Origin of the sequence: Gimesia benthica (assembly GCF_009720525.1) — a bacterium.
Classification (GTDB): Bacteria; Planctomycetota; Planctomycetia; order Planctomycetales; family Planctomycetaceae; genus Gimesia; species Gimesia benthica.
Genome location: NZ_CP043930.1, coordinates 1,900,230 through 1,924,805, shown reverse-complemented (window position 1 = coordinate 1,924,805; position 24,576 = coordinate 1,900,230). Strand labels below are relative to the sequence as shown.

At 56.5% G+C, this 24,576-nt stretch carries 16 protein-coding genes; 9 read left to right on the top strand and 7 right to left on the bottom strand.

Annotated elements, in window-relative coordinates; all coding sequences use genetic code 11:
- Nucleotides 1-285: 285 nt before the first annotated feature.
- Nucleotides 286-1,242 carry a DUF1559 domain-containing protein gene (locus tag F1728_RS07265; RefSeq protein ID WP_228030538.1) on the top strand — a complete coding sequence of 319 codons (957 nt, stop codon included), beginning with the start codon at nt 286-288 and terminating at the stop codon, nt 1,240-1,242.
- Between the two features lie 91 nt (nt 1,243-1,333).
- Nucleotides 1,334-1,723 (top strand): hypothetical protein, encoded by a 390-nt coding sequence (locus F1728_RS07260; protein WP_155363554.1) that lies wholly within the window; start codon nt 1,334-1,336, stop codon nt 1,721-1,723.
- Between the two features lie 83 nt (nt 1,724-1,806).
- Here F1728_RS07260 and F1728_RS07255 read toward each other — a convergent pair whose 3' ends face one another.
- From F1728_RS07255 to F1728_RS07235, 5 genes are all read right to left on the bottom strand, one after another.
- On the bottom strand, nt 1,807-2,910 hold the full coding sequence (locus tag F1728_RS07255; RefSeq protein WP_194242723.1) for an EF-hand domain-containing protein: 1,104 nt from the start codon (nt 2,908-2,910) through the stop codon (nt 1,807-1,809).
- A gap of 211 nt (nt 2,911-3,121) precedes the next feature.
- The gene (locus F1728_RS07250; protein ID WP_155363552.1) at nt 3,122-6,136 is read right to left on the bottom strand and encodes an outer membrane protein assembly factor BamB family protein; all 3,015 of its coding nucleotides are present in this window, start codon (nt 6,134-6,136) and stop codon (nt 3,122-3,124) included.
- 107 nt (nt 6,137-6,243) lie between these two features.
- Complete coding sequence (locus F1728_RS07245) at nt 6,244-7,362, bottom strand: sialidase family protein (protein ID WP_155363551.1); 1,119 nt, start codon at nt 7,360-7,362, stop codon at nt 6,244-6,246.
- A gap of 34 nt (nt 7,363-7,396) precedes the next feature.
- A complete protein-coding gene (locus F1728_RS07240; RefSeq protein ID WP_155363550.1) occupies nt 7,397-8,470 on the bottom strand; it encodes a hypothetical protein in 1,074 nt (357 codons plus the stop codon).
- Between the two features lie 26 nt (nt 8,471-8,496).
- Nucleotides 8,497-9,210 (bottom strand): FadR/GntR family transcriptional regulator, encoded by a 714-nt coding sequence (locus F1728_RS07235; protein WP_155363549.1) that lies wholly within the window; start codon nt 9,208-9,210, stop codon nt 8,497-8,499.
- Between the two features lie 100 nt (nt 9,211-9,310).
- Here F1728_RS07235 and F1728_RS07230 point away from each other — a divergent pair, with 100 nt between their 5' ends.
- The 3 genes from F1728_RS07230 (at nt 9,311) to F1728_RS07220 (ending at nt 15,126) form a co-directional block, all read left to right on the top strand.
- A complete protein-coding gene (locus tag F1728_RS07230) occupies nt 9,311-11,191 on the top strand; it encodes an FAD-dependent oxidoreductase (RefSeq protein ID WP_155363548.1) in 1,881 nt (626 codons plus the stop codon).
- A gap of 322 nt (nt 11,192-11,513) precedes the next feature.
- A complete protein-coding gene (locus F1728_RS07225; RefSeq protein ID WP_155363547.1) occupies nt 11,514-12,386 on the top strand; it encodes an alpha/beta hydrolase in 873 nt (290 codons plus the stop codon).
- 430 nt (nt 12,387-12,816) lie between these two features.
- Nucleotides 12,817-15,126, top strand: a complete 2,310-nt coding sequence (locus tag F1728_RS07220) for an SGNH/GDSL hydrolase family protein (RefSeq protein ID WP_155363546.1) — start codon at nt 12,817-12,819, stop codon at nt 15,124-15,126.
- A gap of 168 nt (nt 15,127-15,294) precedes the next feature.
- On the opposite strand, the gene F1728_RS07215 is transcribed toward F1728_RS07220, so the two are convergent.
- A complete protein-coding gene (locus F1728_RS07215; RefSeq protein ID WP_155363545.1) occupies nt 15,295-15,777 on the bottom strand; it encodes a hypothetical protein in 483 nt (160 codons plus the stop codon).
- 663 nt (nt 15,778-16,440) lie between these two features.
- On the opposite strand from F1728_RS07215, the gene F1728_RS07210 reads away from it, so the two are divergent.
- From F1728_RS07210 to F1728_RS07195, 4 genes are read left to right on the top strand one after another with little or no spacing between them, the layout of a single operon-like run.
- Nucleotides 16,441-16,971: a sigma-70 family RNA polymerase sigma factor gene (locus tag F1728_RS07210; protein ID WP_155363544.1), complete on the top strand. Its 531-nt coding sequence runs from the start codon at nt 16,441-16,443 to the stop codon at nt 16,969-16,971.
- A complete protein-coding gene (locus F1728_RS07205) occupies nt 16,968-18,728 on the top strand; it encodes a FecR domain-containing protein (protein ID WP_155363543.1) in 1,761 nt (586 codons plus the stop codon). The genes F1728_RS07210 and F1728_RS07205 overlap by 4 nt, the downstream gene beginning before the upstream one ends.
- A gap of 34 nt (nt 18,729-18,762) precedes the next feature.
- Nucleotides 18,763-21,840, top strand: coding sequence for a PSD1 and planctomycete cytochrome C domain-containing protein (locus F1728_RS07200; RefSeq protein ID WP_155363542.1), 3,078 nt, complete (start codon nt 18,763-18,765; stop codon nt 21,838-21,840).
- Nucleotides 21,841-21,854: 14 nt separating this feature from the next.
- Nucleotides 21,855-23,309, top strand: coding sequence for a DUF1501 domain-containing protein (locus F1728_RS07195; protein ID WP_155363541.1), 1,455 nt, complete (start codon nt 21,855-21,857; stop codon nt 23,307-23,309).
- Between the two features lie 406 nt (nt 23,310-23,715).
- On the opposite strand, the gene F1728_RS07190 is transcribed toward F1728_RS07195, so the two are convergent.
- Entirely contained in the window at nt 23,716-24,213 is a 498-nt protein-coding gene (locus F1728_RS07190) for a hypothetical protein (protein WP_155363540.1), read from the bottom strand.
- Nucleotides 24,214-24,576: the final 363 nt, after the last annotated feature.

The following is a 24,576-nucleotide window of genomic DNA, read 5'->3' as shown; positions in this document are numbered from 1 at the left end:
GTGTGGTGAACATCGACTGTTTTTTATGAATTCCGGTTTGAATTCATGGATGTATAGATTGCCCACACGTCAAGTTTACATAAAATTCATCTGGCTTTAACGAAGAATATGTTCTTCGAGATCTTCTGAGTGCGTCGGTCTTCCCATGATACCCGCCTCTATCCGATCACGGTTCCTCCCCGGGTGAAGCGCTCAAATCGAACCATTATTCAATCATTCCGTACGACCCGGTACGGAGTCATCACAATCTTAACAGTGTAAGGGGTCCAAACTATGCACTCAAAGATGCAAGCAAAACGAGGTTTTACTTTGATTGAATTGCTGGTGGTCATTGCGATCATCGCGATTCTGATCGCGCTCTTACTGCCCGCGGTACAGCAGGCACGTGAAGCTGCCCGTCGCAGTACCTGTAAGAACAATCTGAAACAGCTGGGTCTGGCGATGCACAACTATCACGATACGCACCGCACATTTCCTCCGGGAGCCGTCTGGTATGGTATCGGTTCCGCACCGGAAAATGGTCGTGATGCCAACTGGGGTACGACCTGGGTGGTTCAGATTCTGCCCTTCATGGATCAGGCCAACCTGTATAACAACTACAACATGTCACTGAATGCTCGCAGTGCGAATGCAAGTTCCACAGACAGTGTACTGCGGGCCAAGATTCCCAGCCTGATTTGTCCTTCTCAGCCGGGCGTGGATCGTTCCAACCTGACACAGGACTTCAATGGATTCTCTAAGATCACTTATGCTGCCTCTGTCGGAGCCGGATCGACCATGACCCGTTCGGACTACACGAACCCGAACCGCCGCGGCTTTTTCAGTGCGGTTGCTCAGAATGGTGCCAAGATCCGCGACGTCACCGACGGTTCGTCCAACTCAATCATGTTGAGCGAAATTGTAGTCGGCATCAGCACTGGTGATGACAAAGGCGCCTGGGGCTGGTGCACGGGGGCTCTGTTCGCAGGACGGAACAACAACGGGATTCTGACCCCCAACGCGAAAGTTTACGACGCGACTCCTTATTCTGCTAACAACACTTCCGACAACAATTTCAACCGTCGGAATAACCCTGACCGAACCGGTACTCTTTCCGGCCAGGCAGCACGCAGTTTCCATGTCGGTGGCGTACATGCTACCATGGGTGACGGAGCTGTGCGTTTCCTGTCAGAAAACATCGATCAGAATACTTACCTGAATCTGTTGTCGATTTCAGATGGTAACGTAATTGGTGAATTCTAAACGATTCGCGATAACGAATTCGTAAACACAAACAGCTCCAATGAAATTGATTGGAGCTGTTTTTTATTTCAGATGACAAAGGCTTAGACAAATGAAATTCAGTATTGGTATCGGCAGAGAATTGCTCTGCTGCCTGGCATTGTTTCTCTTCACTGTTTCGCTCACTGGCTGTGGTGGTCCGCCTTCCACACCTCCTCCCAGCGATACGGAAAAAAGCGAAATGGTGCAGAAATCGATTGATGAATTCATTGCCTCTGCCAAAAAACAGCCCAAAGCAGCGGCTCAGAATCTGTCGATTCTGATGGAATCGCTGGAGGCTTACGCTACCGAATTCGAGGGCCCTTACATCGAGTTGCGGGACGAAGCAAAGAAACTGCAGGAGCTGTATCAGAGTTCTGCAGCGAAAGATAAGATCGAAGCCCAACTGGAGGTGCTCAAGCAGAAGGCGAGCTCCCTCTCTGGTGGGGCAGCCGCTGAGTAATCGGCATTCGATGTGAAAGCAAAAAGACAGATCCGCTGATCGCATTCTGGAGACAGAGATGTGATCAGCGGATTTTTTTACGTCTATTTGATGGCCAGTGATTTCAAGCTGCCGTTCTGTGAAAAATCCTGTCCGAACTGGAGGGCCGCGGTAACCTGCAGATCGGGATAGCCGGCGACGGTAATCCGTGGCGGCGTCGTGTAACCGGAGCCGGCGCGCGTGATTTTGAAACCAGTCACCTTACCATCTTTGATGACGGCGGTCGCTGAAGCGGGCGTTCGTTTCCAGACCTCCCCGTTGTGGGGCTGATAGCGGTAGTAGTTGGAGACTTCGTCCAGTCGCTCATTGGTGATGCCGTATTTGCCGAGGGCCGCCAGCAGGACCTCTTTGTTGGCGCGGGCCCGGGCTTCCGTGGGGGCACCGTTGCGGGCGGGACGGACGTTGCTGAATGCATCACGAAAGACCTGGGGTTCGACTCCCAGGGCAGCGGCGATCAGGTTCACAGGGCGACCATGATCCCGGGGATCGGTTTCGTAGCCTCCCTCAATGATCACGGTACCTGCGGGGACGTTCTCGGAAACAGCAGGGGGAAGTGGTGCGTCAATGTGATCACGATCGGGACGGGTCGGTCGCGGAGAATTCTCGCGTGGGAAATTTTCTCGTGGGAAATTTTCTCTGGGTGGACCGTGGTGAGGGCGGCCTTCATGATGGTTGCGATCAGAGGACGGACCCGGGCGACCTTGCTCGCGACGGTCACGTTCATGTCGATCATGCCCGTGGCGCGGGCGGTCATGATGGGCGTCTGGTCGTTCTTCCCGCTGCGGGGGGCCATGATGTCCGGGACGTTCTGCATGTTGATGTCTGCCTCGCTCCATGGGGGGCGGTCCGTGACGATCATCGCGTCGATGTCCTTGATCTTCTGCAGGGCGGGGAGGACGGGGAAGTTCTTCCCGGGTCAGGCTGCCATCCTGATCGCGGTCGAGATTTTTGAGGGCGACTGCGGACTGATCCATTTCGTTGGTGGAGATGCGGCCATCCTGATCGGTATCGAACAGGACCATAAAGGGATCAGGTGGATGACCTCCCGGGCGATGACATTCACGATCTCCTCTGCCACGTGGCTGTTGAGATGAGACGCCGGTAGTAATTAATCCCGCGACAGCAACAAACGCAATGAGGTATTTCATCAGCATGGCTCTCCCGTTATGAGTGAAGGGACTCAATTCAGCACGATTTCAGCAATCACTGCAACGGAATTGCATAGAAAACGGCCCGATGCAGGAATTAACGGAGCGGTGGGGAGATGACTACCGATTTTTTCGAAGGAAATGAAATTAATCGCGGGAGTGTGAACTTCCTGGCAGGTGGAGCTGACGAACAGCAGGGAAGGACTGGGGCTTATTCACTGCCTTCCAGGGCGAACCAGGCCTGCATCTGGTAGGAGCAGTTACACTGGGACGAGCCGTCGGGAACGAGTACCAGGCCGCCGGCCGGGATGGCGTTGATGTAACAGCCCAGGCGGATGCCGCCGAAGTTTTCGACGCCGGCTTTGCGGGTCAGGTCGACGTACCCGAGTGTGGCCGAGCGGAAGACCATCAGGTGTTTGCTGGCAGAGATCTGGCCGCAGCCATAGGAGCGTTCGAAGGTGAAGGGGATTGGTTTCCCGGATTTCAGTTCCCAGGCGCCTCCCTGCGCAAAGATTTTGTCACCGTTGATGACCGGGTGCGAGTGGTACTCGGCTGCGATATCCCAGATCCGTTTTCCCGTTTTGGCATCGACGGCAGCGAGACGCCCGCCGACTTCAGAAGGGAGCCGGAAGAATTTGTGCCGGATGCCCTGGTAGAACATCAGCAGGATGTCGTGGTCTGCGGAGAGTGCCAGCTGGGTCCCGAAGATTTCCTGATCGTCTTCCCAGAGATCAGCCCCGGTTTTGGCCTGGAAGGCTTTCAGCTTGCCTTTGCGGTGTGCGTCTTCCGGAGAGGGAGGGTTGGGGCGACCGTTGCGGCGGGCCTGTTTGACGTGGTCCGCTTTGGCGATTTCCCGATCGACGAGAAAGACGCTGTCGTTACCAATCGTGATCGCGTTGTTGCGGATCGAATACTCGGGCTGGTAAGTCCAGAGAATGTTCCCGGTTTTGGCATCGGCGGCGAAAAACAGAACCGATTCATTGCGGAGGCTGATACCCTGATAGCGGGGACTGGTGTGATGCGCGTCGTTACTGACGGTGCCATAGATTACGCCGTCATGGTACGCGAGGTAGCCCCAGTTCTGGTTGGAATCGTCGCGGCTGACAGGGGTGGAGATCTTGCGGACCAGCTTCCCGGTCTTCAGTTCGATCTGATGGCAGAAGGTGTCTTTGTAGACGAAGGCATAGTCGCCCCCGAGGCAGAAGTTGCTGCCGACCTCGGCCGTGCTCACATCATGATGGATGCCGTTCATGTCGGTCAGGTTATTCCTGAGCTGATATTTCCAGAGCGTATGCCCGTTGTAGGCGTCGAGTCCACACAGACCGTGCAGACCGCCGACAACCATGACGCCGCGATTCACGAGTGGGGCCGGACCCTGTCCGTGCCGGTTGGGGATCTGGAAATCGACATCGCGATACCAGTACATGCGGAGCGGGCCTTTGACGATTTCGTCGTTGGAATTCACCGTATTCGTGGAATTGGAGTACTGGTGCGTCCAGCTACCGGCCCCTTTGAGATCGTCTTTGGTTTCCAATTGCAGGTTCTCAATGGGGCCCCAGCAGAGCTGACCGCCGAAAGGACGTTGAATCCGGCGGGCTTCTTTGAGGAGGGCCGGAGAGACATTCTGATTCAGCGAAGCCGAGCAGATGACGAGGTTCGCAAAATTCTTTGAGTAGGGGACCTGTGCGGGGTCGGCCAGATGCACGGCGACCTTCGAACCGTAGAGGCCTGCTGCCGTGAGGCGTTCGCGTGCCTGCTGGGCTTGGTCGGGATCCGCCATGACGACATAGATCTGAAAGTCGGACTGGCGGGCCAGTTCGAGGGCGAGGTCTGCGTTGGTGGCGCCCAGGTCAACACAAAGTCCGGTGGTGACGTCGGTCTTTTCACAGATGGCTCGCGCTGCCTGCTGGTAGAGCGGGCTGGTGGTGACGGGCGATTGTGGCTGTGCCTCGACCGTTTCCGGTGGCTGTGCATTGGCGAAACAACAGATGACTCCCTGATCGGTGCTGGCAATGAGGCATTCATCGGAGGCTGCCAGGCCGCGAACGGTACCTTCGATTTCATGCGACCACCAGGTATTGGCCTGGCCTTTGAAGTCGACCGCGGTGACCTTATTGTGCGAACCACAGTACGCGTCATTGCCGGCGATGATGACATCGGTGATCGTATAATCCAGGGGGATGAGCCGTTTTTCTTTGAGGCTTCTGATCGAGATCGGCTTGCCTTTGCGGTCGTTGGTTTTGGTGTCGGTCCACGTGCTGTAAACCAGTGATTGTCCACTGCCGCGGAGAATGCCCTGGGGAGTCGCAGCGATGGGACCGGTGCCGGTCTGCTGTGACAGGTCGCCTGTCAGCTGGTCGAACAGGCAGCCCGCGTTCGCGAAGAACCGGTCGGCCAGCATGACTTCCGAGCCGCCGCGCTGCTGATTTTTCTGCAGATGGTAATAGCGAAATTCGCCGGTCGCTCGATCAAAGGCGGCGGGGACGGCGCGGCCGGTGGGCATGAAGATCTGGTCCTGGCTGGCAGCGAGATAGCCTTGTGATGAAACACCACTTTTGGCACTCGCACCGCCATGCGGCTGATTCATGAGGCGTTGTCCGGAGTTCTGATTGCTCCAGGCAACGTCTCCGGTTTCCGCGTCGAGGGCATACAGGTAAACGCCATCTGAAGGCCAGACCCCGGCTGCAAAGTAGACCTGGTCTTCGAGGACAACCGGGCCGCCTCGGGCGGGCCAGTGTGAGATCAGTCGATCGTTGCCCATGATGAATTTCCGTTCGGGGCCGCCCCGTTTTTTCCAGAGCAGTGAACCGTCATCGATGTTCAATGCATACAGGCAACCGTCATCGCTGGCCACGAAGATGCGATCTTTCCAGGCAGCGGGAGCAAAGCGGATCGGCCCTTCGGTAAATAATTTCCATTTGAGCTGACCGGTTTTGAGATCGAGGGCGTATAACTGGTCGTCGGTGGAACTGCCGAAAAGGACCGTCTGATTCACCACGATGGGCTGAAAGACTTCGTCAAAAGTAATGCGGGTATGCGTGGGCCAGGCGGGAGTGGGTTTATGGGTAGTGCGAAACGTCCACTGCAGTTCCATGCGGTTGGGCAGCGGTTCCTCTGTCGATCCGCTGCGGGCGGCATCACCACGATACTGGGGCCAGTCGGCGAGAATGAAATCAGGGGTGCATACAAAAATAAACAGAAACAGGAAAACCGGCGGGAATTTCATGGAGCGCCTCTGAGCGACTGGTTGGGTGTGAATATCGGCGTGGTTTGATGTGTTAATGGTAAACCATCAACGGCGGCTTGTCACTCTTCTGCAGAGAATATTCACGATCAGCTCACGGAGAATTTGAACCAGCGAATCAGGCTGACGTTCTGTTCGTAGCACCAGAAGGTGACGAACCACTGGCCGTCTGGCAGGCGGACGATGTGCGGGGCTCCAAATTTGAGGGCAGCGAAGTTTTCGGACATGTTCTCACCAGTCTGTGTGGTGCCCGCTGCTGAGTTTACACCCCAGAGGGGGATCTGGTCTCTGTTTTCCCACGCTCCCTGTTCGGTGAGCCGGGCATGGCAGGCCCACAGGCCCGGCTCATCGAGACGACGATAGATACAGAGCAGGCTGCCATCTTCCAGGAGGTGGGGCGTGAGTGTCTGGCCCAGCAGTTGTGTGGAAGCGGGGGCAGACCAGCTGGCACCTCCATCTGAACTGAGTGCATAATGATTGGGGCGATCAATACCGGCTGCTTCGTCGTAACACCAGGCGACCGCCAGCAGGCGTCCGTCTGGCAGTTCGAGGACCTTAGATTCCCAGAAGATCAACTGATCGTCGGGGCTGCGCATGATGTCGAGGTAGTCATCCCAGCTGTTCCCCTGGTCGTGCGAGACGAGGGCCAGCATGCGGTTGCCGTTGGGGAGTTCGCCGTCCCAGCCGCGCCAGGTAGAAGTCGGCCAGAGCCAGCGGCCATCCTGCAGAACGGTGATCGGACTGCACATCTCAAAGGCGGGGCCAATCAGCGGAGGCGTGATCGACGCAGGCTCGCTCCACGTTTTTCCCTGATCGGCAGAGCGCATGAGCAACAGTTCCGCGGGCACCAGACCGAGTGTTTTCGGATTGCTCAGTCCCTCGTCGGGATGCGCGCTGCGATCGTAGCGGATCAGGTTCGCCAGCAGTTCCCCGTCCGGCGTGATGGTCACGCGGCCGAAGGTGGATGTCAGGCGGTCGTTCGTATCCGGATTGAGCTGTCCCTGGTATTCCCAGGTCTGTCCCTGATCGAAGGAACGGGACCAGTGCACCTGAAGGTTGACGGCTTCGAACGCTTCGCCCAGTGAATACAGCCCGATCAGCGAACCATCGGGGAGGACGGCAACCGAGGGGAAGTAGGTGTGCACGCTTTTGACGTGTGGTTTCGCATTTCGAAACAGGACGCCGGTTTCGAGCTGGTTGAGTTGCATGGTGCGGTTCCTTCGCAGGGCGACAGTCGGACTATTATTTCTTCTTCAGCCACAGATCGGCCATGTAGATGGCGGTGATCGTTTTGCCGTCCTTATCTTTTTCGTGGCTGGAGTACCAGGAAATGACGGCGTGGTCCGGCGAGAGGACCAAGATACCCGGATACGAGTTGTCGCCGCCACTGGGGAGCGTGGCGAATTCGTGCAGCTGATTGTCTTTGAACCAGTAGAGCGATGTGACGTATTTGCCATTCTTACGCTGACGTCCACCGACGAGGTAGCGGTCGCCCCATTTGGCGAGCAGGGGGCCGCCGATGTAGCGGTCGAGTTGTTTACGGTCCCAATGGTCGAAGGGGGGCCGGGAACGCATGACCCAGGCGGGGTTGGATCCGCTGCGGCCGATGGCCAGCAGGTCTCCGTTCTTTTCGAACAGGAAGGCAGTTTCGTCGCCCTGGCGTTCGTTGAACAGGCTGGCGGTTTTCCAGACCAGGCCGTCGTCACTTTCCAGGATGGCGGTTTCGATCAGTTCGCGTCCCTGATCATCTTTGGCGAAGTGACGGATGCGGCGTCCGCAGAGATAGGCTTTACCGTCATAGGCGGCGGCCCGCCAGATGTAATGGCCGTAGGTGCCTTCGAGCATGATCGGCTTCGACCATTTTTCCCCGTCGGCCGACCAGACGGCGTAGCCCAGGTGTTCGTTGATGGTGCGGGTTTTGGGAGCGGAGTCGCCGCAATACCAGGTGCCGGTATAGACGAAGAGTTTGTCTTTGAAGATCAGGAAGTGCGGATCGCGGACATCGCGTTTGGGGACCGAAAATTCATCGACCTGTTTCCAGGTTTTGGTGTCGTCGCTCTGCATGATCAGAATGCGGGAGGTGGGAAACAGCATGTGGCCACCCGGGCAGGTGCGGAAGGTGAGGTAGTACTTGCCTTTGAATTCGATCATGTCGGTGAAGGCATTGTGTTCGCCGTTATCGAAGACCTGGCGGACATTGGTGACTTCCACGGCGGGCAGATCACTGTCACTGCCTGCAGACAGTGATGCAGGAGACGTCAACAGACTGCCGAGCAGGGCCAGGACGGTCAGGAGGGAGGGGGCGAGTTGCTGCATGTTGTCGAACCTCGTCAGAAAAAGTATCAGGTGGTTTCCGGTGGTGTGAGTAACAGGTATTTCAGATGCGAGCGCAGTACGGAGCGGGCCCGTTCGACGTCGCGGTCTTTGATGGCGTCGACCAGTTCAAAGTGCTGCCAGATAATGCGCTGGTTGGTTTCCTCTGCCAGGACGGGTGTTTCCCGGGCGGGGTAGGAATTTTCAAACAGGGTCGCCAGCAGTTTCTGCATGTCGGCAATGATCGGGGAGCCGGACATTTCCAGGATCAGGCCGTGGAACTGACGCTCGACCTCGATGCGTCGGGGACGATCTTCGGGAGTGCCGGCGGTCTGCTGGAATTCTTCCGCCAGTGCCGCCAGTTGTGTGATCTGTTCCTCGCTGGCATTTATGATGGCCAGTTCAATGGCACCCACTTCCAGGGCGTAACGGAAGTGGGCCAGGTCGGCCAGTTTTTCCGGTGACCGGGCCAGTGAGGGGAGGCAGTTGGCCCAGACTTCCACCGGGTCGGGGTGGCGGACTATCAGCCCTTTCCGCTTGCGGCCTTCGAGCAGACCCAGGGCACAGAGCCGATTGACGGCTTCGCGGGCAATCCGCCGGGAGACGTTGTATTCTTCGGCCAGTTCGGCTTCGGTGAGAAAGAAATCGCCATCGGTGAACTCGGCGGACTGGATGCGGTGCCGAATGCGTTCGGAGAGATCCAGGGCCAGCGAGTTGGGCGATTCTTTGTTGATAAGTGTCATTACAGTGTCTTGTTTTGGTGGAAAAATCTTGAATAATGACAATTGGCGATTATTATATGACATTTAATTGGTGTGTCAAATTCAAAGGACGAAATATTCGATGTCGATGCTGGAAGACCATCTTCTGGAGACTGAGATCCTCGTGGCCGGGGGAGGCATGGCGGGGTGCTGCTGTGCGATTGCGGCGGCGCGGTGCGGGGCACGCGTGATTCTCTGCCAGGATCGTGGGGTGCTGGGCGGGAATGCTTCGAGCGAAGTGCGGATGCATATCGTCGGGGCGAACGGCACGGGGCACTTCGATCGGGGGGCGGAACTGGAGACCGAAGCCCGCGAAGGAGGGATCATCGAAGAGTTGCGGCTGGAGAACTGCGTGCGGAATCCGCAGCGGTCGGCGTCGATGTTTGATCTGATTCTGTATGAGAAGTGCCGCGCCGAATCAAATCTGACGCTGCTGCTGAATACCTGTGTGACCGGGGTACGGCTGGAGGGGGAGCGGATCACACAGGCGATTGCCGAACGACAGAGCACGGAAGACCGCTTTACAATTGATGCGTCGATTTTCATCGACTGTACCGGCGATGGTCGTCTGGCGGCGGAAGCCGGGGCGCTGTTCATGGAGGGCCGCGAAGGGCAGGATGATTACCGGGAAACACTGGCTCCCGCTGAGGCGGACAATGAGCGGCTGGGATCGACCATTCTGATGCAGGCCCGCCGTCACGAGCGGCCGATGCCGTTTGTGGCTCCCGACTGGGTACGTCGATTTACTAAAGACGAGCTCAAGCTGCGGTTGTACGCGACGCCCGGCGAAGAGGAGCCGACGCACGAGTATGGTTACTGGTGGGCCGAGTGGGGTGGCACGCTGGATACGATCAAGGAGAATGAAACGATCCGTGACGAGCTGCTGGCGATTGTGCTGGGGATCTGGGATCACGTCAAGAACGGACCGCCGGGCACACCGGAGGGGGATGATCCTTTCGAGGCGGCTTACTGGGCACTGGACTGGTTTGGTTTTCTGCCGGGCAAGCGGGAGAGTCGGCGGTTCATCGGACAGCATGTGTTGACGGAGCAGGATCTGCTTGCGTCCCGTGACTTTCCGGATGCGATTGCCTATGGCGGCTGGTCACTGGATCTGCATCCTCCCGCGGGAATCGATGCGGCGGAGGAGGAGCCGTGCCGACAGCATCCGGTACCGCATCTCTATAATGTGCCGTTGTCGGCCTGTGTTTCGGGGAACCGGAGTAACCTGATGTTTGCGGGGCGGAATCTTTCGGCGACGCATGTGGCGTTTTCGTCGACCCGCGTGATGGCGACCTGCGCGGTGATCGGGCAGGGAGTAGGGACCGCGGCGGCGTGTGCGGTGCAGCGAAAGTTGAGTCCCGCGGAGCTGAGTTCCCATGCCGATGTGATGGCAGAGATTCAGCAGCGGCTGTTACGCGATGATGCGTACCTGGTGGGGATTCGCAGTGCAGATGAGAATGACCTCGCGCGGTCGGCCCGGATTTCTGCCAGCAGTGAGCAGCCGGGATTCGGGGCGACGGAAGTGGTTTCGGGGCAGACGCGGCGCGTACAGGGGGAACGGGGCGCACCGCCCGAGCGGGCTGTGCCGGGTGGTCATCGCTGGATGTCGGATTCGGCTGCGGGACTTCCGGCGACGCTGCTGCTGGAGTGGGAGACGCCGATCGTTGTGCGTGAGGTTCAGCTGATTTTTGATACGGGCCTGCATCGGCATCTGACGCTGAGTCAGCATGACGGGTATACATCGCGGATGTTGTGGGGACAGGCGCAGCCGGAGACGGTGCGGGATTATGCGATTGAGGTGTTTGACGGGCATGACTGGCAGACCGTGGTGACAGTGGAGGGGAACTGGCAGCGCCGCCGGGAGCATGGGGTGGAGGTGGCAGGAGTGTCTCAACTGCGGCTGGTGGTGACGGGGACGAACGGTGTGGAGCAGGCACGGGTTTGTGAGATCAGGGTGTATTAACTCAAATAATAGAAAAAACAGGGTGGTACCGGATGCAATCCGGTATTGCCGCAGGCAACAGGAAATTGTCAGGGAAAAGTTACGATCTGACAATTCTCATTCCAACCTCAGTAAAGATATCTTAAGAGCAAACGAACTGTTTCTTGTTTGAGTGCAACACTGACAGTTTCCTGCTCGCTGCGCTCGGCCCGGATTGCATCCGGGCCCACCCGTTGATTTCTTATTTGTACTTTTGAAGGTTGGTTGGGTGCTGGTTCTTTGGCACTGTCGGACAAGCCGACAGATGGCACCCGAGCGTTGATATCAACAGGAAGAAAATAAGATGGAAACTCGGTATTTAATGCGAATGCCTGTGGTGTGGATGCTGGTGATCTCGGGGAGCTTTCCTGTTGCCGCTGGTTCTGCAGCAGAGCTGGAAACAGCAGAACTCTTTCCGCGGATTGAAGTGGTTTCGTTTGAGAGTGCGAGTCTCAAACAGCGGAAGCGGGCGGTGATTGTGTTACCGGAAAACTGGCGGTCGATCAAACCTGCGGAGCGGCGGACGCTGGTCATACTGCATGGGCGGGGGCGGCATGAGCGGTCGCTGGTGGATGACAAAGTGATTCGTCAACAGCTGCTGGAATCGGGGCTGTTTGTGATCCTGCCGGACGGCGATGACGGCTGGTATCTCAATTCGCCCGTGCGCCAACAGGATGTGTACGAGACGTATCTGGAAGAGGTGCTGACGAAGATGGCGAACGCGTATGACCTGCCCGAACAGGGGCCGCAGTGGGCGATTGCGGGCTGGTCGATGGGCGGGTATGGCTGTGTGCGGTTTGCCGAGCGGCATCCTGGTCGGTTTGCGGCGGTGAGTTCGATGATCGGGCTGCTCGATTTTCCCCGCAATGGTCTGCCGGCGGGACAGTCGTATAAAGTGCCGGTGGAGCGGTTTGGTGATGATGAAGTTGAATGGAACAAGTTCAATCCGTTGAATCAGGCGGAGAAACTGCGCGGGGCATCGCTATTGATTATCACCGCGGACCAGGCATTTGACCGGACGATGAACGAGCATTTTCGTGACCGGCTGACTGCGCTGGAACTGCCGCATCAGTATGTGGAGCTCAAAGGGGGGCACACGTTTCCCGTGGTGCGGGCGGCGATTCCGCTTGTACTGGCGCATACGCAACACGTGCTACTACGGAAGACGCGAAATTGATGCTGCCGCGAAAGACACGGAAGTTTTTCTACCACGAAAGGCACGAAAGACACGAAAAATTGCTGGTGTGGGGAGATCAATAAAAGAGTATTCCATGGGTGGTATCGGATGTAATCCGATATTGCCGTAGGCAACAGGAAACTGTCAGGTAAGAGATACGATCTAATATTTCTTGTTCCGACCTTAGTAAAGATGATTTGAGAGCAAACCAACTTTTTCTTTCTTGAATGAAACACTGTTGGTTTCCTGCTCGCTGCGCTCGGCCCGAATTGCATTCGGGCCCACCCGTTGATCTTTATTCTGTGTCCTGATCTGTTTTCTGTGTCGGGCGTCCTGGTTTTCTTGTGATCTGGTTAAGGTCTCCGGTATGATCGAAGGGTGATTCTATTCTGATTTCTATTTTCTGTATCCCCTGCCTGTGAGTCCTGCCGTGAAAAAAATCACTTTGCTGTTTCTGTCTGTTTTTGTCTGTTCTCTGTTTTCGGTTGTGATGGCTGAGAACACTTTGCCGACGGTTAATCTGCTGCAGAATCCCCAGTTTCGGTTGCGGAAGACGGCTGGCTCTGAACCGGGGCGATCGATCCTCTACTGGAATACGGATCGCTGGGGTGATGTGGTTGCCGGGAGCGGAGCAGAAAAGCTCAAACTGGAGTCGTTGGAAAAGGCGGTGGAGATTCTGCCGGGCAAACGGATCTGGCAGTTTGCGACGCTGCCGGAACTGGGGCTCAAGGGCGGGGATGCAGTCAGTCTTTCAGTCAACGGGTATCAGGAACAGAGCGGGGCACTCAAGGCGCGGCTTTGCCTGATGCTGATTGAAAGTGCCGATGGACAGTGGTCACCGGCGGACTTCGGGATGCCCGATAAGCGGACGTTTGCGAAGCACGGGCGGGGGGAACTCGTACGCTCGCCGCAGCAGGAGGCTTCGTCTGAGGAGACGCAAAAAGAATTTGAGTTGCAGTTAAACGGACTCAAGATCGATCCCCGGTTTAAAGAACAGCGCGAAGCGGATGCTGACTTTCGCAATGTGGTGGGGGTGCTGGTCGAGTTTGTGAACGATTCTAACCAGCGAGTCTGGGTGAATTCGCCCGCGTTGGTCAAAGGGGAAACTGCCGCGAAGACAGTACCAACCACGTCCCGCGCACTGCCCGAACTGTATCAGAAGATTCCCCGCACGATGCAGAAGCTGACAACGGGACAGCCGATTTCAATCCTGACGCTGGGGTCGAGTATCGACCGGGGGAGTGCGAATCCGCGTCTTTATTTTTATGACGAAGATCCCGCGAGCCCGCATTATAAGGAACCGCTGATCGAAGCCCGGTCTGGTAATCCCGAGGCGATGAAACGTCTGATCGCAGAACGCATGGGGCGGCCCGATCTGCAGGATTATGTGGGCTGGTCGCAGCACTATTTCATGTATACGGGACGGATGCGACGGGAGTTGCTGCGGAAGTTTCATTATCCGGTCGAGAAGATGCTGCTCAACGTAATGGCCTGCGATGGTTCGTCGATCGGCGAATCGCACAGCGGCTTCAAAGCATACGCGGAACTGGAGCTGCCGCCGAACCCGAATGAGAACGGACACCCGACCGGGAAGTCCTGGCAGGAACTGTATCCCGCGCTGTTTGAGAATGGGAAGAAACCGGGGCCGGACCTGGTGATCTTCGGGCACGGGCATAATGAGCATATCGACCGGCCGGATGAAATCGCCGCCTATGAAGGAGCGATCCGCTGGTTTCAACGACACTATCCGGGTGTGGAGTTCGTCTCCTGCATGTGGATTCGGGATAAGGGACAGTCGAATTCGATGACAGAGCCGATGCAGAAACTGTGTGCCTACTACGAAATTCCGTTTGTGGACATGGGGCAGCTGATCATCGATCTCAAAGCGACGACCAATTATTATGCGATGGCCCCCGATGGCGGGCATCCAGCCGCCGGCAGTCATTACCTGTGGTTCAAACAGCTGGAGCAGGTGTTCGAGATGCCGGCGGAAGCGACACTGCAGGGAGTGCCGCAAAAACAGTTGCCTCCGCGGATGAATGCGTTTGCGCGGAACTGGGAAGGGACCATGGTCCGGTTTCAAAAGGACAGTCCACGGATAGTGGATGGACGGATGCTGATCCTGGAAGACGCCGCGTTCAATCTGTGGGCGGATAACAAACGGGAGATGATGCAACTGCTGATCGATGGTCAGCCGGCAGAGCATGCAGGGCATGGCCGCAACAGTTTCTCAGTTCCGAATCCGCGGAATTCGACGTTCGTGCATGGACGGCTGTCGCGCGGGGATCGGCACATCATCGAGATTCCGAACCAAAGCGCGCGACTGGGTGCCGTGGATTGCAAGGTGGGATTGAAGCGTCGGTTTTATGGCGTGGAGGCGCAAGGCTGGAAGGGGAAGTCTCCGGTACAGGAGTTCGAGTCAAAGTGGGGGGCACCGTATGGGGAGCAGGCGTTCCTGCTGCAGCCGGGAGAGACGCTGGAGATTGAAGTGGAGGCGGATGAGCTGTCGATCGCCTGGCTGGATGATCCGGCTGGCGGGACGCTGGTGGCGGAGGTGGACGGCAAGCCGGCCTGGTCACAGCCGACGAATCAGCCGTTTACCGATTCGCAGGGGCGGACGCATTTTATTGAGAACCGTCGCGGCGTATTGGGGCTGCCGTTTGGGAAGCATCAGATTCGGTTGCAGGCGGAAGGGAAGCCGGTGCGGGTGATCGGGGTGTTTGGTTATGACGGGCGGTAGGGACCACGAAGAGTTCGAAAAATACTACTGCGAATGGATTGGGATTTTTTCTGCCACGAAAAGCGCGAAAGACACGAAAAATTTGCTGGCGCAGGTGGATGGCTCTGTTGTGAATTGATGTGGTGAGCTGCGACTTCTTGCTCGCTGTGCCACCCAGGTTTACAAGGTTCATTCGATATGATTTCCATCGGTTGTATCTTCAAAGGACATGGAAAAGTCCTTAAACCGAATCACCAGTTCCTCACTGCTGGCAAACAGTAGGGTATGTGTCCATTCCTTCTCAGCTGTTTGTTCTATTTCGTGACACATGATATCACTTTGCGGATTAGCAATCTCTTTTTTCCCCAAGACATTTTCGCTGGGAAGATGGATTAGAAGAACATGTTGATAGTGAAACCAGACTTTTCTGAGACCACCATTATGGTCAGTGTTAAACGAAACTTTTAAATCGGTTACATTCAATTCGAAACTGGTGATTCTTGCATCATGCAACGTTACATGTGATTGACCAGCTGTCAGGTTTTCAGAAAGCATCCCTCCATGGATACACTTCAAATCGTGAGGGAGATCATTCCAGATGGTTTCACAGTATTCTTCGTATTCCTCGTGGGCAGTGGAATTTTGCAGTTTTTTATCAGTAAAAAATTTCAAAATTGATTCCCTGTAATATGATTGGATTTTCAGAATATAGAACGGTGAATCTCGAAAGTCATGAATACTGGATGTTTTGTCAATACAGAGACAGGTGATTAGAAGAAGGGGTTCAGGTGGAATACTAAATGGTATCGATTCGCATTTGGAACTGACCGCAAAAGGCTCGGAAGTTTTTCTACCACGAAAGGCACGAAAGGCACGAAAAAATTGCTGGCGCAGGTTGGTAGCTCTGTTGTGAATTGATCTGAGTTAGCTGGGACCTCTTGCTCGCTGCGCTCGGCACGGATTGCATCCGTGCCCACCCTCTAAGATGCTTGTCTGATCTGGTTCCATTGAGCGGGGAAATGAACTCGTTCGCCGTGAGGCGGGCGGGCACGTGGGCACCGCCCCTACGTTTGAGTTGAGGAGCGGTCTTTCTCAGTTGGGTGGTTTCTCTGTCAGTTTCCTGCTCGCTGCGCTCGGCACGGATTGCATTCGGGCCCACCCGTTTATTCGCTGCATGTTTATATATGAAAAGGTTTTAGAGGAATTCTTTTCCTCTCGGTTTGATGAATAAATATCTTTTTATCAGAAACTGCGTTAGATTGGGGATGGTTGATCTAATGAACTGATACAGGATGTTTTGAATCGACCTGACTTGCGCGCGGAAGGGCCTTTGTTTTGACGAATCGTGATCTGGATGAGGAATATGTGGCGTTGATTGCCGGGAGCCAGCCTGTGTTGCGGGGGCTGCTGGTGGCGCTGATTCGTCGGGCGGCCGATGTGGATGATGTGCTGCAGGAGACGAATACCGTTCTATGGCGGAAGCGGGATGAGTATGACCCGGAGCGGGCGTTTCTGCCCTGGGCATGCCGGATTGCTCAGCTGCAGGCACTGGCCTTTTTCAAGCGGGTGCGGAACGACGGTCAGGCGGTGCTGGAAGAACGGACGCTGGAGCAGATCGCGGCTGCAACAACGCGGCGGGCGATGGAGGCGAAATCGCATGCGGAGGCGTTGACGCACTGTATGGAAAAGCTGCCGAGTTCGCATCGACAACTGGTGGAGAGCCGATATCGGGATGCGGTGCCCGTGAATCAGATCGCTGCGGATGAGGGGCGGTCGGCGGATGCGGTTTCGATGACCCTGTATCGCATTCGCAAAACGCTGATGGAGTGCATCCAGAAGACGATGGCCCGGGAGGCGCAGACATGAATTCCCCCGACAATGCTTTGCGGAATGAACTGGCGCGGCTGACCAGCCGGTTGATGACGGATGAGCTGACGACCGCCGAGGATGCGCGGCTGACCGAGATTCTCAATGCGCATCCGGAGCTGATCGACGAATATACGGACCAGCTGCACCTGGATCAGCTCTTGAACACGAACCTGTATGCGGCGGTGCCGGACGGGATCAGCCTGGAGTCGCTGGAAGCAGATGCGGTGACTGAGGACGCACCTGTAGTGGTGAAAGCCGTGGCTGCGGGAGCTGCGGGGAGTACGTTTGGTTTTCAGGCGTGGGTTTCTGTCGTCGTCGTACTGCTGCTCCTGGTGGGGAGCTTTGTCTGGTTCCAGGAAAACGGAGAGACGAACTTACCAGAAGAGCCGGTGGCGGTTGCGCCGGAACCGCTGCTCGAACTGCCCGCGGTTGAGTTTGTGGGGATGCTGCTGGATACAGAGGATGCGGTCTGGGAAGACGAGGAACTGGGGGATGACATCGCTTATGGAACCCGGTTTACTGCGGGGAAGCAGTTGTGGTTGAAATCGGGGATTGCCCGGATTCGCTTTGAAAGCGGGGCGGGAGTGGTGCTGGAAGGTCCCGCGCAGATTGAACTGAATTCGTCCATGAATGCGAAGTTGAACTATGGCAAGCTGGCCGCCTATGTGCCTGACGAAGCGCATGGGTTTACCGTCGATACGCCGAAGATGGAGATTGTCGATCAGGGGACGCGGTTCGGGACGGTTGTCGATCCGTTTGGGAAGGCCGAAGTGCATGTGTTTGAAGGAGAGGTCGATATCAAACCCAAGGCGCAGGCGGAGCAGCCCCGTATTCTGAAAGCGAGCCAGGCGGTGTTGTTCACACGCGGGAATGCACAGGGGGCCGACATCCGGGTGACGCCGACGAAGTTTGCGGATGTACCGACCCCCGAGCAGCTGATCGCGGCGAAGTCAGGAAACTATCCACCGTTGGAAGCGGTTCCCTTTGAAGCGGAAGTACCCTTCAATGAATTTGCGCTGCTGCACATCAATACGGCATTACCCAAAAACATTCTGGCAGGGGAAGCATTCGAGTACCGAGCGACTTCGTTGTCAGAACAGACCGGGGGCGTGGGCTTTGGCCATGAGGGCTGGTGGGCCGATGCGAATTTCACGCGGCTGATCGTTCCCGAACAGCGTCTGCAGTGGGGCGCACTGGAGGGGGGACCGATGGTATTGCAATCCCGTGGTCATCATCATGCCTATCCTTCGCTGGCACATCGCATGGCCCGCAAACTGGCAGAACCACTCACCGAGGATTTCTATTTCAGTCTGCTGGTGAAGTACGAAGGGTTGGACAAGAACGATTTCTTTGCACTCTGGTTCGACGATGTGGCGGGGGGTAAAGGGAGCAGTCATTCGCGGGTGCCCAACTTCGGCTTGAAAGAGAAACAGTTCTTCGCCCGTTTCGAGGTGAACCAGGAAGGCTTTTCCAGGGAACTGATCGACGGGGAATGTTTTCTGCTGGTGGGGCGGGTGATGAAAGATCAGTCGTCTGATTTCAATCGCCTGGAATTCTGGGTGAATCCGGACGGTGATCGGAGTGCGACTCCGGATGCGGTGGTGCAGCAGGAAACAGGGGCGAAGCCGTTGAAAGAGATCAACGTCGTGGGAATGCGGATTGGACAGTACACGGAAGTTTCTGATTCCCTGTTCGTGGATCGACTGGTACTGGGGAAGACTTTTGAATCAGTGACACAACCGACAGAGAATTGAACTCGGATTTTGACTCAAGAGGATTGAAGGCAGGATGATACATCGGGCTCAGATATCGAACATAGCAGGCAGGCACCTGATTACGGCGCTGTTGGTGGGCGGGTTACTGTTCTGTTCCGCACGGACGTTCGCCGAGGAAACTCCGCGGCTGGCGCATGGGCTGGTCAACCCGCAGATAGATTCCGTAAAACGGGAGCAGAAAGGGTTTGGCTGGAATGGGGGCTGGGTGCTTTCGAATCGTCATCCGGCGCTGTTTGTGGATGCAAAGCCGAAACAGGCCTCCGGCTCTGTAATTCAACATGAGGCGTTGATTCAGGGATCGGTAGAGCGGAACAACCCGTTGCGGCGGGAGCTGAAGGAGACGTATCAGGATCAGGAACTGTTTCTGCGGTTTCGCTTCCGGTATGCGGCGGATCAGAAGCCGCGCGATGAAGGGGAGTTTTTCGTCTTCTGGCTGGATCGTTACGAAGGTTCGGACAAGGCCGTGCATGCGAATCATGTTCCGAATATCGGCGTGCATATTGCCTCCAGTGGTCCCCAGAAGGGGAAGGTTGTCTTCATGGTGCGAATTGGCTCACAGCAGACGGCCTGGAGTTCGGTGGAACTGGAACGCGACCGGGATTACGTGGTTGTGGGTCGGCTGTCGAAGCCGGAGAAATCGTTGCGGGCCGGGTTCACGCGGTTTGATTTGTGGGTGGATCCGAAGCCGGACGAACTGGGTGAGCCGGTGGCTTCGACCGTGAATCCGCAGAGTGTGAATGCCGTGCGGTGGGTCGGTTTTGCAACTGGATTAAAGACGGAACTGGAAGACCGGATCTACGTGAGTGACCTGGTGCTGAGCCGGACGTGGAACGATGTGCTGGATCTTTCACCCGGGCAGATTCCGAAACTGGCGGGCAAGAAAAAGGCGGCGTGGTCAAAGCCGGTGAACTTTGAAAAAGAGATTTACCCGCTGCTTAAGTCGCGGTGTTTCAACTGTCATGCGGGGGCGAATCCGGATTCCGGGTATCGGCTGGATGTGCATGAGGAACTGCTGGGCTTCAGTACGGGAGAGACGCTGATTGTGCCGGGGGACAGCGAACAGAGCAAGCTGATCGAACTGGTCTCCACGCAGGTGGCGGAAACGCGGATGCCTCCCATCGATGCGGGGGCGGCTTTGAAGAAAGAGGAGATTGCAAAGCTGCGGGCGTGGATCGACCAGGGGGCGAAGTGGGATTATGCATTGCTGCCCACACCGAAGACGGAATCGGATCACTGGGCGTTTCAGCCGGTAAAACGTCCCGAAGTGCCGCAAGTGAAGAGCAGCAAGCCGATTCGGACGGCTGTCGACGCATTCCTGGCGCGGGCCTGGAATAAGGCGGGGATTAAACCGGTTCCTGAAGCAGACCGGGGGACGTTAATCCGCCGGTTGTATCTGGATCTGACGGGGCTGCCGCCGAGTGCAGAGGAGATTGAGGCGTTTGAATTTAATACCGATCCCCGGGCGTATGAGAAACTGGTGGAGCGGCTGCTGGCTTCTCCCCATTACGGCGAACGCTGGGCGCGGTACTGGCTGGACCTGACACGGTGGGCCGAGAGTCACGGGTATCAGCATGACCTGCCGCGACCTTATGCGTGGCGGTATCGGGATTATGTGATCGAGAGTTTCAATGCGGACAAACCTTATGATGAGTTCCTCAAGGAGCAGCTGGCGGGGGATGAGCTGACGCCTTACGCGGATGAAAACGTGATCGCGACCGGTTTTCTGGCTTCGGCCCGGATCAGCGGGAACAATATGGACAAGGCGGCGCAGCGGAACGACGTGCTGGTGGACATTGTTAATGTGACGAGCAGTGCGCTACTGGGGCTGACGCTGGAATGTGCCCAGTGCCATAATCATAAGTTCGATCCCTTGACGCAGCGGGACTATTATCGGTTGCAGGGGTTCTTCGTGAATGGACAGCTGGGGAATCTGTCGCTCCAAGGGGACGAACTGCCGAACCCGACCGAAATGAATGTCTGGATGCCGAAAGGGACGTATGATTTTTATCAGCGCGAGGCAAAGAAGCTGATCAACCGCAAGCGATTCGCGCATACGCAGGAACCGCATACATGGGGTTATTATTCGCCGCTGACCGGACAGGAAGAGATCGAGCGGCTGCCGGTCGTGAACCGGGATCCGATTCCGTATTCCGCGGAACAGTTGAAGCAGACGAAGTCGCAGATCCTGATTCGCGGGGATGTGCATAAGCGGGGGCCGGAGGTGGGTAAAGGCTGGCCGGCGGTACTGGGAGCGACGACGAGCGGTTCGGATCAACTGTCGCGGACGGCGCTGGCGGAGTGGTTGACGGATCGGAAGAATCCGCTGGTTTCGCGGGTGTGGGTGAACCGGTTGTGGCAGTATCACTTCGGGCGGGGACTGGTGGCGACGCCCAGTGATTTCGGCGTGCAGGGGGAGCCGCCTTCGCATCCGGAGCTGCTGGACTGGCTGGCATCGGAGCTGATGGAACAGGGGTGGAGTACGAAGCAGATTCACCGGGAGATCGTGCTGTCTTCCGCGTATCGGCAGCAGCGGTCATTCAACGAAGCGAACCTGAAACGGGACCCGGAGAACCGGCTGCTGTGGAGCTGGCCACGACGTCGACTGGAAGCGGAAGTCATCCGGGATTCGATTCTGTGTGCGACGGGAGAACTGAAACCGGAGGTCGGGGGACCGAGTGTGCCCCAGGAGCGGGAAGAGCAGAATCTGCGGCGGACGATTTATCTGTTCCAGCGGCGAAGCGAAATGCCTTCGGTGATGGCGATGTTCGATGCGCCGGACAGTGTGACCAGCTGTTCGCGACGGCAGGTTTCGACGGTGGCACTGCAGCCGCTGTTTATGTTGAACAGCCAGTTCATGGATCGACGGGCGCAGGTACTGGCGGAGAAGATCACAAAGGATGTGGGCGAAGATCACGGTCAGCAGGTGACGCAGGCGTTTGTGCGTGTGCTGGGACGTAAGCCGAATGCGCAGGAGCGGGAACGGTCGCTGGTCTTCTTTGAAGGTGAAGAGACTGCGGAAGCGGCGTCCCGGCGGCTGTCGATGCTGTGTCATGCGTTAATGAATCTCAACGAGTTTATGTATATTCCCTGAAGGCGAGGGCTTTGATGTTGTTTGATCCGAAGAAGGTGAGTCATGGTTTTTCCACGTCGCCTGTGAGCCGACGGGCGATGCTGGAGCAGAGCGTGCTGGGCATGGGAGCGGTCGGTCTGGCGGCGCTGCTGGCCGACGAGGGACTGCTCGAGGCTGCTGAGGAAAAGCAGGCGATGACCGGGCAGAGTCATTTTCCGGCGACAGCGAAGAGCGTGATCTTTCTGTTCATGTCGGGTGCGCCGAGCCAGGTGGATACGTTCGATCCGAAGCCGCTGCTGACGAAGCTTGAAGGAGAGCCGGTCCCGGCGAGCATCGCGGCCCGGGTGCCCAACATTCCGCGGGCGGGGCTGGGTTCGAAGCTGATGGCGTCGCCCTTCACGTTTAAGAATTATGGGGAGAGCGGGATTCCCGTGTCGAACATGTTCCCCGAAACGGCAAAGATGATCGATGAGATCTGCGTGCTGCGGTCGGTGAATCATCGGGTGCCCGTGCATGGTCCCGGGGAATGTATCGCGCTGACCGGGTCGGCAGTGGGGGACCGGCCCAGCCTGGGAGCATGGATGACGTACGGCCTGGGGAGTGAGAGCCGCGATCTGCCTGGATTTATTTCGATGCTGTCGAACAGCACCGGGCCGGCACCTCAGACGCCGGGTTGGGGGAACGGGTTTCTGCCTTCGCGCTACCAGGGGACCCTGGTGGACGGCAAGCGGGGGATTCCGTATACGAAGATGCCCGCCGGTTATTCGCATGCGAACCGGCGCGAGCAGCTGGATTTCATCAAATGGATGAACGAAGAGCATCTGCAACAGCTGGGGCAGGATTCGGAACTGGAGGCGCGGATTGCCTCGTACGAGCTCGGGTTCCGGCTGCAGACATCAGCGCCGGAGGTGTTCGATCTGAAGAGTGAATCGGCAGAGACGGCGGAGCTGTATGGTCTAGATGACAAGGAGACGGCGGAGTTCGGCAGGCACTGTCTGATTGCCCGACGGCTCGTGGAGCGGGGTGTGCGGGTGGTGCAGTTGCGGAATGGAGGCTGGGACGCGCATGGGGCGATCAAGGCGAATCACACGAAACGCTCCAGGGCGACGGATCGGCCGGTGGCGGCGCTCTTGAGAGATCTGAAACAGCGGGGGCTGCTGGATGAGACTTTGGTGGTGTGGGGAGGCGAGTTTGGTCGGACGCCGACGACGGAAGGGAATACGAAAGGAGACCGGCGGGGCCGCGACCATCTGCCAACGACGTATTGCATGTGGATGGCTGGCGGCGGCGTGAAGGGGGGCCAGATTATCGGTCAGACGGATGAGCTGGGTTATACGCCGGTGGAACGTCCGATGTCGCCTGCAGACCTGCATGCGACGCTGTTGCATGCGTTGGGGCTGGATCAGCATAAGCTCGTGTATCGGCATAATAACCGGAAGGAGATTGCGACGGTGCTGGGTGGGGAAGTGGTGAGTGAGGTATTTGGGTAGACCGTGAATCGCTCGAAAATTTCTACCACCAAAGAGACGAAAGCTTTGCTACCACGGCCAGCACGAAAGTCACGAAAAATTTTGCTGACGCAGGTTGATGGTGTTACGGGAGCGGATGTGGGTGGTACCGGATGTAATCCGGTATTGCCGAAGGCAACAGGAAATTGTCAGGGTAAAGGTGTGAACTGGTAATTCTCTTTCCGACCTCAGTTGAGAATGGTTTTGAGAACAAACTAACTGTTTCTTGCTTGTATACAACACTGTCAGTTTCCTGCTCGCTGCGCTCGGCCCGAATGGCATTCGGGCTTACCCGATGTTTTTTCGAGTTTTGGTTGGCGGGTTGAATGCTGGTTTATCAGCACTGTCGGTCAAGCCGACAGGTAGCACTCGGCGTGGAGTCGTTTGACTAGTTGTCGATCTCTTGTTGCTCGTTTTGTGTCAGGTATTCTGCCAGTGCTGAATCGGGGCTGGCCAGTTCGCAAACCAGGGTTCGGAAACGATTCATATCCGCAAGGAACATGGGAAGCCAAATATTGTTTGAACGGCTTTGAAGTATCGCCATTTTAAGCCCAAGCAGATAGCTGAGCGGTCGCACATTCTCTGCTTCACTCCATGTTTGCTCTCGATAGAACCCCCAAAAGTCATGGCCTCCAATTCGATCCTGATACACGCTGACCTTAAAGTATGCGACTACAAGGGCTAATAGAGCCGCTGCAGCGACTGCCATTCCAATAATAATCACCAGAATTGCGATCAGAGTACCAGCAAAATGCATGTTTTCAACACCGCAATCCACTGCATCTGCAATCACAATCAATAGAAATCCCAGAAGATCCCAGGCCATCACCACAAGGTACATACGCTTGAATGATAGTTTGAATTTGGCGATGGGTTTCTCTTTCATCAGCCCTTTTCCCAAGAGATGTCTCGATTTTCCGAGACTTGATGGTCAGTAGATACTTTAGCCATGCCTCATCGCTCGAGCAAGAAAAAACGCAAACTGGGGAAGTGGTGGGAGAGGTTTTTGGGTAGACCGCGAACACTTCGAAATTTTTCTACCACGAAAGAGGCGAAAGTTTTGCTACCACGAAATTCACGAAAGACACGAAAATTTTGCTGACGCAGGTTGGTTGTGTTACAGGAGCGGATGTGGGTGGTACCGGATGTAATCCGGTATTGCCGAAGGCAACAGGAAATTGTCAGGGTAAAGGTGTGAACTGGTAATTCTCTTTCCGACCTCAGTTCAGAATGGTTTTGAGAGCAAACT